The organism is Pseudomonas sp. K5002, assembly GCF_013386655.1.
In the GTDB taxonomy this organism is placed as follows: Bacteria; Pseudomonadota; Gammaproteobacteria; order Pseudomonadales; family Pseudomonadaceae; genus Aquipseudomonas.
Map to the genome: position 1 here is coordinate 1 of NZ_JACARK010000218.1, position 9,910 is coordinate 9,910.

General features: G+C 58.6%; 10 protein-coding genes and 2 pseudogenes. 8 read left to right on the forward strand and 4 right to left on the reverse strand.

What is annotated here, in order from left to right:
* Positions 1-56: 56 nt before the first annotated feature.
* Positions 57-308, reverse strand: a pseudogene (locus HX846_RS11995) (cell wall hydrolase); the annotation flags it as partial.
* Between HX846_RS11995 and HX846_RS12000 the strand changes: the two are divergent.
* Positions 306-887, forward strand: a pseudogene (locus HX846_RS12000) (site-specific integrase); the annotation flags it as partial. The pseudogenes HX846_RS11995 and HX846_RS12000 overlap by 3 nt on opposite strands.
* Positions 888-933: 46 nt before the next feature.
* Here the strand turns inward: HX846_RS12000 and HX846_RS12005 are convergent.
* On the reverse strand, positions 934-1,455 hold the full coding sequence (locus HX846_RS12005; RefSeq protein WP_177019328.1) for a hypothetical protein: 522 nt from the start codon (positions 1,453-1,455) through the stop codon (positions 934-936).
* Positions 1,436-1,909: a Panacea domain-containing protein gene (locus HX846_RS12010; protein ID WP_177019327.1), complete on the reverse strand. Its 474-nt coding sequence runs from the start codon at positions 1,907-1,909 to the stop codon at positions 1,436-1,438. Before HX846_RS12010 ends, HX846_RS12005 begins: the two co-directional genes overlap by 20 nt.
* Positions 1,910-2,626: 717 nt before the next feature.
* Here HX846_RS12010 and HX846_RS12015 point away from each other — a divergent pair.
* The 4 genes from HX846_RS12015 (at position 2,627) to HX846_RS12030 (ending at position 5,648) form a co-directional block, all read left to right on the forward strand.
* Positions 2,627-2,914: a DUF6124 family protein gene (locus HX846_RS12015; protein WP_178965442.1), complete on the forward strand. Its 288-nt coding sequence runs from the start codon at positions 2,627-2,629 to the stop codon at positions 2,912-2,914.
* 110 nt (positions 2,915-3,024) lie between these two features.
* Positions 3,025-3,534: a hypothetical protein gene (locus tag HX846_RS12020; RefSeq protein WP_178965443.1), complete on the forward strand. Its 510-nt coding sequence runs from the start codon at positions 3,025-3,027 to the stop codon at positions 3,532-3,534.
* On the forward strand, positions 3,531-4,079 hold the full coding sequence (locus HX846_RS12025; RefSeq protein ID WP_178965444.1) for a nucleotidyltransferase family protein: 549 nt from the start codon (positions 3,531-3,533) through the stop codon (positions 4,077-4,079). The genes HX846_RS12020 and HX846_RS12025 overlap by 4 nt, the downstream gene beginning before the upstream one ends.
* A 111-nt stretch (positions 4,080-4,190) precedes the next feature.
* Positions 4,191-5,648, forward strand: coding sequence for a glycosyltransferase family 39 protein (locus HX846_RS12030; RefSeq protein WP_178965445.1), 1,458 nt, complete (start codon positions 4,191-4,193; stop codon positions 5,646-5,648).
* A 6-nt stretch (positions 5,649-5,654) separates the two neighbouring features.
* On the opposite strand, the gene HX846_RS12035 is transcribed toward HX846_RS12030, so the two are convergent.
* A complete protein-coding gene (locus HX846_RS12035) occupies positions 5,655-6,878 on the reverse strand; it encodes an OprD family porin (RefSeq protein ID WP_178965446.1) in 1,224 nt (407 codons plus the stop codon).
* 172 nt (positions 6,879-7,050) lie between these two features.
* Between HX846_RS12035 and HX846_RS12040 the strand changes: the two genes are divergently transcribed.
* From HX846_RS12040 to HX846_RS12050, 3 genes are all read left to right on the forward strand, one after another.
* A complete protein-coding gene (locus HX846_RS12040; RefSeq protein WP_003212270.1) occupies positions 7,051-7,947 on the forward strand; it encodes a LysR family transcriptional regulator in 897 nt (298 codons plus the stop codon).
* Positions 7,948-8,055: 108 nt separating this feature from the next.
* Entirely contained in the window at positions 8,056-9,495 is a 1,440-nt protein-coding gene (locus HX846_RS12045; RefSeq protein WP_177028365.1) for a YfcC family protein, read from the forward strand.
* 19 nt (positions 9,496-9,514) lie between these two features.
* A partial coding sequence (locus tag HX846_RS12050; protein WP_178965447.1) for a CocE/NonD family hydrolase occupies positions 9,515-9,910 on the forward strand: 396 nt, incomplete at its 3' end.

The window sequence follows — 9,910 nt, forward strand, 5'->3', positions numbered from 1 at the left end:
CCCGAAGGCGCTCAGCAGCGCCACCAGCAGGCCGAGCAGGTTCTGCACAGCCACCCTCATGGCACATCCCTGAAGAAGACGTGACGCCCGAGGCGCAATGTCTGCTTGGCTTTCGCCGCCCAGGCCGGAGGCTTCGCCATGGTCGTCGCGTAGTAATGCGTTGCGCCCCCCGTGGGGTCCGGTACCGAGCCCGTCATCACCTGGTCGGCCACGATCTGCGCCTCGGCAAGCTCCCGGAACGGAATCTGCTTGGCGCCACTGAGGTAGGCATAGTTCGGATCATTCCTGTTCCAGCAACTGAACTGGTATCCGGACAGGCGCGCAACATGATGCAGTTCGCACTATGGACCGGCCTTCGAACCAGTGAGCTGGTGGCTCTGGACTGGGGCGATATCGATTGGCTGCGCGAAGAGATCATGGTGAGCCGGGCGATGACTCAGGCCGGCAAGGGTAAGGCAGAGACCACGAAGACTGCCGCCGGGCGCAGGAGCGTGAAGCTGCTCCGGCCGGCATTGGAGGCATTGAAGGCGCAAAAGGCACATACCTTTTTGGCTGACGCCGAAGTCTTCCAGAATCCACGCACGCTTGAGCGCTGGACTGGCGATGGGCCGATCCGAAAAACGATGTGGGTGCCGGCGATGAAGAAGGCTGGCGTCAGATATCGAAGGCCATATCAGACCAGGCATACCTACGCTTCGATGATGCTCTCAGCCGGAGAGCATCCGATGTGGGTGGCCAAACAGATGGGGCACACTGACTGGACTATGATTGCGAGGGTATATGGACGATGGATGCCATCGGCCGATGACGAAGCAGGCGGCAAGGCAGAAAAAGCTTTCGCTAGTGTTGAGATCTATCAGACAGCGCTTCTGCTCAAAAAGTACTAACTGAAGCCCATTAAGCTGTGAACACCAAGTGTTCGACCATTGAAAACTAAGTCGACTTTTTCTCAGTTTTTTCCGGATCTGCTTCTTCCTTTTTAGGCTTCCCAAACAACCAATAGGCAGCGATACCGTACAACCCTAAAACCGTGGCAGTGGTAGAAGTTATGAATGCCACCGCGACGGTATCGGAGAGGTGAAACTTAATGTAGTCCAGCCCGGAAAAAATAGGAGTAAACCACTGTCCAAAACCTTGAAACAAAACAACTATCCAAACAACAACAATCCAAACAATCGTTAATCCAAATAGTCGGCTTGAGTGTTTTTTTCGGAGTTTATGAAGCTGGCGGCGCTCCTTTAGCTGATGTTCCAGCTCCTCCACTTTAGCCATCAGCGTTCTATAACGGATAAAGTCCAGTGGTTGGCCAAAAGTATCATCGCCAGCGGACTCCGCGCGCGAACCGCCCTGTAGAAGCTCTTCCTCAGGAGAAAACTCTAGTTCTAGGGGTGGCAGAGGATCCTGTACATATGTAGTGTCAGGACCCTCTTGGGGCTCATCCGGCGCTGGTGGCATGCTTCCGCTTTACTCTTCCTTGATAATACTCACGAATAACATCGTTGGGGATGTCGTCATATTTACACTTTTCCCAAACCTTACTCCACGGGCTTCCTACTTGGTGAGTAATGTTAGAAAGCGTCCAAGCATCATAAGTTTTGTAGGCTTCCCAAACACTCCGAATTGCCTGGAATTCAGTTCCGTCTGGGTCGAGCGTTCGCTCCTCTGGCGCAATTACGGGGCTGACGGCTCCTTTCCCAAAATTTCGAAGCTTTTCGTAAAGTGTCGGAATAACAGGGCCAAAATCCCACGCCCTAATTGGCTCCTCAATTAGAGGACAGCCGTCATACGCGGCGAGATGCACGCCGTGCGCAAAGAAGACAAGCTTCTGAAGCTTCATATTCGTGAGAACACGCCCCTCATGGGCAGCCAGGTCAAGGAAAGCCTGAGCTACAGCTGTTGCCGTTGTCATAAATGCCCCCCTGTCATTGTTAGCATCTTGCTAAGTAAAAATGAGGCGTGAGTCTGCCGAAGTCAAGGGGCAAAGTCAATTTATCCTTGACACGCGCAGCATGCCTCGTTCCTGTACAAATCATAACGAATTACTGTATAGACAACCAGTTAAATTTAGGGTTCACGAGCACACTCTATTGCTCGCTGGCCACCCCCAGAAAAATAGCCAGCCGACACAGTGAGCCCCCTCAACAATGCTTTTTGTAATGACAGCAAAATGGCAGCTTGAAGGCTGAAAGCCTTGTAATTCAAGCAATGGACGCGGGTTCAAATCCCCCCGGCTCCACCAAATACGAAGCACCACCAAAACCCGCCTCGTGCGGGTTTTGCTGTTCTGGGCTCCTGAAAACACACCGCCGAATGGCCCTTCGGATTTTTCCCGCAAGACATCGCGCCCTTGGTGAACTGGTGCTCATCAATCGACACGACTAGCCTTGAAACGTCGCTGCAAAATCAGCGACCGGGTTTAGCAGCTCGGTTAATATCAAGGCATGCAATGCCACCATCCGTTCAAGCGAGCATCCGCGTTCGCTAGTCCGCGTTATGGCGGCTGTGCGTGGGGCACTTTCGAGTGCGCTGGGTTCCTTGATTCCTGGTCTGCTAACCCGCGTACAGTCGCCACCCTTTTCGTTTAGCAGCGATGTCTGGCGACTCCACCAATCAAGGAGTTGCAGTCATGAAAAAGCACAGCCCCAACCCTCCATGCCCCAGCCAATCCGGCACGGATATCTTCTGTATCGCCCAAAACATCGACCCCGAAACCCTGCTCGTACAGGCCTGCGAAACCCTCGCCTCACTGAACGCGCTCACTACCGACCTGGCTTTCGAGTTCGATGGCGCCTTTCGCCATAAACTCCTCGCCTCCCAGCAATTGAGCGTCCTCGGTGAGTTGCTGGTGAAGCGCGCATTGGACATTCTTGTGCCAACGGCAGATTCAGAAGCTACGGGAAGGTCCGTTTCCTGACAGGAAACATGACGATCCGTTTGAGCGCCCCAAAAGTAAGAAAAAGGTGAGGGTCTATTTTCTTTTAAGATAAACCCCACCTTTGTTGAAACATAAGGATGTGTGCCGCAGTGAACAAGAATTCCTACGCCTACCTGATACCTGTCGTGCTGGGCGTACAGCTTCTGTTGGCCGTGCTGTTTATATGGCAGTTCACCATCTCACCCGCCATCCACTTCAAACCGGTCGCGGAGAAAGCCTGTGTATCCGTATCTCTCGTCCTGACCCTGGCTGCGTCCGTGATTGTCTGGCGGGTAAGAAAACCTCAGCTGCGGCTCGAAAAAAAATGGACCCTGCTTAAGGCGTTTGCCGGGATGTTCATCTTATGCACGCTGGTCTCGGTGACGCTGTTTTCGTTGGCCATTTTATGTTCGGGCGGCACCCGCAGCAGCTATACGGCTCACTACGAATATTCGTCAGGCGGCAGTAAAAGCTGCAGCGGAATCACGGTCTTCGATGCTGAGCTGAATAATACGATTAAAATCTGCCGCCCCACGTGGATCGGTTATCGCGATGAGGTGAGGGTGGTGAAAGTCAGCAATGACCTGGGGATTGTTGTAAAAGAGGCCGTAATCCTTTGAGCGAGAAAGCCCTCCAGACACTGATCAGCAGCGATGTCCAACGCTGGCACCTACTGGCCGTCGTCCGCGCCCTCGCCCTCCCCGACTACTGGATCGGCGCCGGCTTCGTACGTAACGCCGTATGGGATCACCTCCACGGTCGCCCCCTATCACCACTGACCGGTGACGTCGACGTACTGTGGTTCGACGCCACCTGCACCAACCCCGACGAAGACCGCCGCCTCGAAGCCCTGTTACATGCAGCAGAACCCTCCATCGACTGGTCCGTCAAGAACCAGGCCCGCATGCACCTGCGAAACGGCGATGCGCCCTATCGAGACGCCAGCGATGCCATGCGCTTCTGGCCCGAAACCGCCACCGCAGTAGCCGTCAGGAGAACCGCAGAAGACCTATGTGAAGTTTCAGCCCCTCTCGGCCTGGAAGACCTGTTCAATCTCCAACTCAAACCCACGCCCCGCTTCACCCAGGAAAAACACGCCATCTACCAACAACGCATCACCTCCAAACGCTGGCTAACCCACTGGCCACTGCTGAAACAACCCTGACCCTACAAAAACCTCACATTCATTCACGAATTATTAAGAATCGCCCTCGTATACTCGCCGATCGCCCGGGCCGTTCCCCCGAACGGCCCCCTGCCCCGGTAGCCAGAATCCATGACGCGTTCCGCTCCTCTGCTGCTCCTGCTCGCTGCGCTGTTGTTTTTCTTTGCCCTTGGCAATCACGAGTTGCAAGGCTCGACCGAGGCCCGTGTGGCCGGGATCGCCATGGCCATGCACCTGGATAACGATTGGGTGGTGCCGCGACTGTTCCGTGAACCCTTCCTGGAGAAACCGCCGCTGAGCCTGTGGCTCGACGCCGGTGCGATTCGCCTGTTTGGCGGTACCACATGGGCAGTGCGCCTGGCGTCGGCGTTTGCCGGGCTGTTCAGTGTGATGCTGCTGTACGGGATGCTGCGCAAGTTTGGCCGGCCCAAGACGCTGGCGTTTGTCGCGGGCCTGATGCTGGCGACCATGGCCAGTTACTGGAGCAACGTGCGCGGTGTGGGTGAGGATTCGCTGCTCACCCTCGGGGTCACCATGGCTCTGCTGGCGTTCTATCAGGCCGCTCGGCCCGCGTCGGAGCGTGACAGTTCCAACCTGGGCACCTGGTTGCTGTTCACCCTCGGGATGGTGATCGCCACCTTGAGCAAAGGGGTTCTGGGCCTGGCCATGCCGGGCGTGGTGATCTTCGTCTATCTGGCCAGCACCAGCCTGATGGATAAACGCTTCAAGCTCGGCGATTGGATCAAACCCGGGCTGTTCACGCTGCTGGCGCTGGTGCCGCTGATGATCTGGCTGGGTTTCCTGTACCAGCGCGATGGGTTGCAGGGGGTACGTGAAGTGCTGCTGACCAATAGCGTCGGGCGCTTCAGCGGTTCGTTTGTCGAAGCCGGCCACTACGAGCCGTTCTATTACTACATCGTCAAATTGCCCGAAGCGTTTTTGCCGTGGAACATCCTGGTGTACCTGGGGCTGTGGCACTTCCGCAAAAGCCTGGTGCGTAACCGCTACCGGCTGTTTTTCAGCATATGGCTGGTGGCGCAGTTCACCCTGCTGACGTTCGCCTCCAGCAAGCGCACGGTTTACCTGATGGCGCTGACACCCGCCGCTGCGGTGCTGGCCGCCGAGTATGGCGGCGTGCTGCTGGGCTGGCTGAAAAGTCGTGGGCAGGTTTCACACGTTGCCGAACACGTTTATGAAAACCGGCGGGGTCTGGTAGGTGGCTTCTTCACCGTGGTGGTGGCCTGCTACCTGATTGCCGCTTTCTGGTTCGCGCCCAAGGCCGATGTGCGCCAGTCGTTTGTGCCGGTGATCAGCCAGATCCAGGCGATGCAGGCGCAGGGCAAGGAAGTGGTGCTGTATCAGGCCAACGAGCGAATCGCCGGCGCCGGGGTGTTCTACATGCAGGCCTATTTGACGATTCTGCAAACGCCGGAGGAACTCAAGAGTTACCTCGCCGCCAAGCCCGGCAACGTAGCCCTGGTGGACAATACTGACCGGCTGAACGTCCCGGTGAGGGTGGTCAAGGAGATGGCGATCAACCGTCAGCCGTACTATTTCGTCGAGCAGTAGGGCCTGTCACCACAGCGCCAGGTCGTACGTGAGGTAGATCCGGTAGTTGTCACGATCGCTCGCATAGGTCGAGCGATACGTGGCCTTGCGCAACTCGATGCCTACGCCTTTGAAGGTGCTGTCCTGGATCACGTAGCGCAGGTTGGTGTCCGACTCCCACTCACGGGCTTCGCGGCCCTTGAAATCACCGTTCTGGCCCTTGTAGTAACGGGTCATGAAGGTCAGGCCCGGCAGCACGGCGGCAAAGTCGTAGTCATAACGCAGCATCCAGGTTTGCTCACCGGCCTGGATGAATTTGCCGACGCCGGCGTTGCTGAAGGAATACACGGTCGACACGCTGGCGTAGGGCAACGCGGTATCGCCGGTGACTTTCTGATAACCCACGCCCAGCGCCTGCGGCCCTAGCCGGTAGGTGAACAACCCGCTGAACATGTCGCTGTCGACCTTGCCATTGCGTGCCTCGCCCGCTTCGTTGCTGATGAAGTAACGCAAGTCGCTGGTCAGGCTGCCGGCACCCACTGGCTGCTTATGCACCAGGCCAAAGAACTGCTGGCGATAGAATTCACGCATTTCGCCGTAGTACCAGGTACCGCTTAGCTTGGGCGTGAAGGCATAGGTGGCGCCGGCGAAATCAAAGTCGCTGCCCTTTTTGCCGCTGTAACCCTGGGGATAAATGTCCACGCTGTCGGTCGAGTTTCGCAGCTTGAACTTGTCCAGGTGCCCGGCGTGCACGTACAGGTTACGGACGCCGCTGTACTCGACTTGAGTGCCCTGGAATGTTTGTGGCAACAGCCGGCCATCGTTGTACACCAGCACTGGAATCTTCGGCAGCAGCGTGCCGGTTTTCACCACGGCTTCACCGATGCGCATCTTGGCGGTCACGCCCAGGCTTGAGAATTCGCTGGCCGCGCGGCCATCGTCGTGCACCGGCAACAGCCCGGTGCCGGCATGGGCGCGGCTGGAGTCGAGCCTGATCCCCGACAGCCCCAACGCATCCAGGCCGAAACCCACCGTGCCTTCGGTATAACCCGATTGCAGGTTGAGCAAAAAGCCCTGGGCCCACTCCTTGCGGTCCTCGCCGCCGTCGCGGTAACCGTCGTTGAAATAGTAATTGCGCAAGGTCAATTTTCCGTGGGAATCCTCCCAGAAACCCTGGGCCATCAGTGCCGGTGACAGGCTCGCCAGCAAGCCCGTGCACACCACTCTTCCCCTCGTGAAAAGCTCACGCATAACCGTCTCCCGAATGCCGTATTGTGGTTTTTTATAGGCAGTTGCTGCCTGCGATACGCTGGACGGCGCGTCGCATTGCGGCGGACACTAACGGCTCCTCGAACGCCCGGCAACGTTATGCGAGAAGCGCATCAGGCTATGCGCAAAGCCCTCAAACCACAGGAAAATCACGGTGAATCTCAAGCAGCTCGAAGCCTTCAAGGCGATCATGTCCACCGGTTCGACCATCGGTGCGGCGACCCGCATGGGCCTGTCGCAATCCGCGGTCAGCCGGTTGTTGAGCCAGCTGGAAGAGGCATTGGGTTTCGCGTTGTTCCTGCGCAAAAAAGGCCGCTTGATGGCGACCCCGGAGGCTGAAGAACTGCTCGCCGAAGTGGCCGGCCTGGTCGACGGCATGCAGCGTATCCAGCGCCTGGCAGATGAGATGCGCGTGGGCCGTTCGCGCAAGAGCCTGATCAAGGTCGGGGTGCCCACCAGCATGACCCAGGAGCTGTTGCCGCGGATCGTCGCCGAGTTTCTCAAGGGCCGGGAAGACATCGTGGTCGAGCTGCTGACCGGTTCCTACGACATGATCGAACGGGCCGTGCTCGACCGCTCCGCCGACCTCGGTTTTGTGCGCTTGCCTACCGAGATTCCCGACTTCGAGATTGAACCGGTGCTGGAAACAGAAGGCGTGTGCGTGATGCCCGCTGACCATCCGCTGACCCGCCACGCCTGCATCGAAGTGCAACACTTGCGGGACGTGCCGCTGGTAATGCTGGGCCGGCAACGGGCCCTGCGGGCGGAGTTGAACCAGGTGTTTCGCGCAGCCAACCTGACGCCCCAGGTGCGGGTGGAAGTGCACTCGGTGGGCGCCGCATGCAGTTTTGTCGCCGAGGGGTTGGGGGTGTCGATCGTCAATGGTTTGCTGGCCAGCCACTTCATGCATTTGCCGATTGTGGTCCGCCCGTTTCGACCGGCATTGCCCTATGCATTCGGCCTGGCGTTTCGCGCGGATGAACCCAGGTCCAAGGTGGTGACGGCGTTTGCCGAGCACCTCAAGCACCGCCTGGCCGCACAAAACGCATAGCCCAACCCAGCCCGCGCATAACGTTGTCGCCGTTAAAACTTTGCCCTAGTGTCCGCTCCACAAGTGTCACCCGACACAACAATAACAGCGCACACCGGGGCAACCAGCATGACCGAACCGCAGATCGTCCGTACCCACTCGCCCACTGAAACGCCGGTGGAAAAACCCGCGCAGCGCAAGCAGATCAACCCGGCCATCATTCTGTTGAGCATCGTGCTGCTGGCTGTCGCCTTCACCTACGCGGTGAACTCGGGCAAGTTCCAGCGCCAGAACGGCCTGGTGGTTCCGGGCTCCTATCAGGTGCTGGAAAAGCACGACTCCCTGGGCCAACTGTTCTCCCTCGAACCGCGCAAGGCCAGCGATACGGTCGCTCGGCCGGTATCGTTGGTCGAGGGCTTCATGGCCATTCCCCAAGGCATCGAAAAACGCGCTGCGCTGATTTTCATGGTGCTGTTCATCGGTGGGATGTTCGGCGTGTTGAACAAGGCCGGTGTGATTGATGCCGGTCTTGAACGCCTGCTGGGGCTGACCCGGGGCAATATCTACGTGCTGGTGCCCAGCCTGATGCTGGTGTTTTCCGCCGGCAGCACCTTCATGGGCCTGGCCAAGGAATTCATCCTGATCGTGCCGTTGATGGTGGCCATGGCCAACCGCCTGGGGCTGTCGAACCTGATCGGCCTGGCCATCGTGGCCATCTCGGTGAAGATCGGCTACCTGGCCTCCATCTCCAACCCGGTGGCGCTGTCCGTGGCGCAGCCGATGGTGGGGCTGCCGATTTTCAGCGGCCTGAGCATGCGCGTCCTGGCCTACTGCACGTTCCTGCTGGTGGGCATCGCGTTCGTACTGTGGAGTATCCGCAAGCATGGGTTTGATGCCAGCGCGCAGATCACCTTCGAACGCAAGCCGCTGCCCCTGCGCCACCTGCTGAACCTGATCGTGCTGGGGGCCGGCATTGGTTTCCTGGTGTACGCCTCGAACCGCTGGGAGTGGAAATACCACGAGCTGTCGGCGTTCTACCTGCTGCTAACCGTGGCCTTCACGGTGATCGCCGGGCTTGGCGCCAGCACCGCCGCCAGCGCCTTTGTCGACGGCATGAAAAAGGTGCTGATCGCCGGTGTGTTGATCGGCCTGGCGACCGCCGTGGAAATCATCCTCAGCACCGGCCAGGTGCTCGACACCATCGTCAACAGCCTCGCCAATCTGGTGGGCGATCATGGCCCGGTGGTCTCGGCCTACGGCATGTTCTTCGCACAACTGGGCCTGGATGTACTGATCCCGTCCACCTCGGGGCAGGCGGCGGTGACCATGCCGATCTTCGGGCCGCTGGGACAGCTCTCCGGCGTCAGCCCGCAAACCACGGTGTTCGCGTTTTTGATGGGCAACGGCCTGACCAACATGATCACCCCGACCTCCAGCGGCCTGTTGGTATTGCTGGCCACCGCCAACGTCGGCTGGGGCCAATGGGCACGCTACATCCTGCCGCTGTTTCTGATCTATGCGGTGCTGGCGATGGTGTTGTTGGCCATTGCCGTAGGCACCGGGTACTGACCCCATGAGTGTTTTTCCCATGCAAACGTTGCACAACCAGATGATCGCCATGCGCGACGGCATCCACCTGGCCACCGATATCTACTTGCCCCACGGTCCAGGCCCTTTTCCGGTGGTGATCGAACGCACCCCGTACGACAAGAGCAAACCATCGCGCTCGGAAATCCAGCTCGACGGCCAGCATATTTCCCGCGAGCAAATGGCCGCGCGGTTCACGGCCCAGGGCTTTGTCGCGATCTTCCAGGATTGCCGCGGGCGCTATGCCTCCGAAGGCGTGTTCACCAAATACACCGCCGAGGGCGAAGACGGTTGCGACACCCTGGCCTGGATCGTCGAGCAGCCGTGGTGCAACGGCAAGATTGGCAGCATGGGCCTGTCCTACGCCGCCCACACGCAACTGGCGATGGCCTGCCTG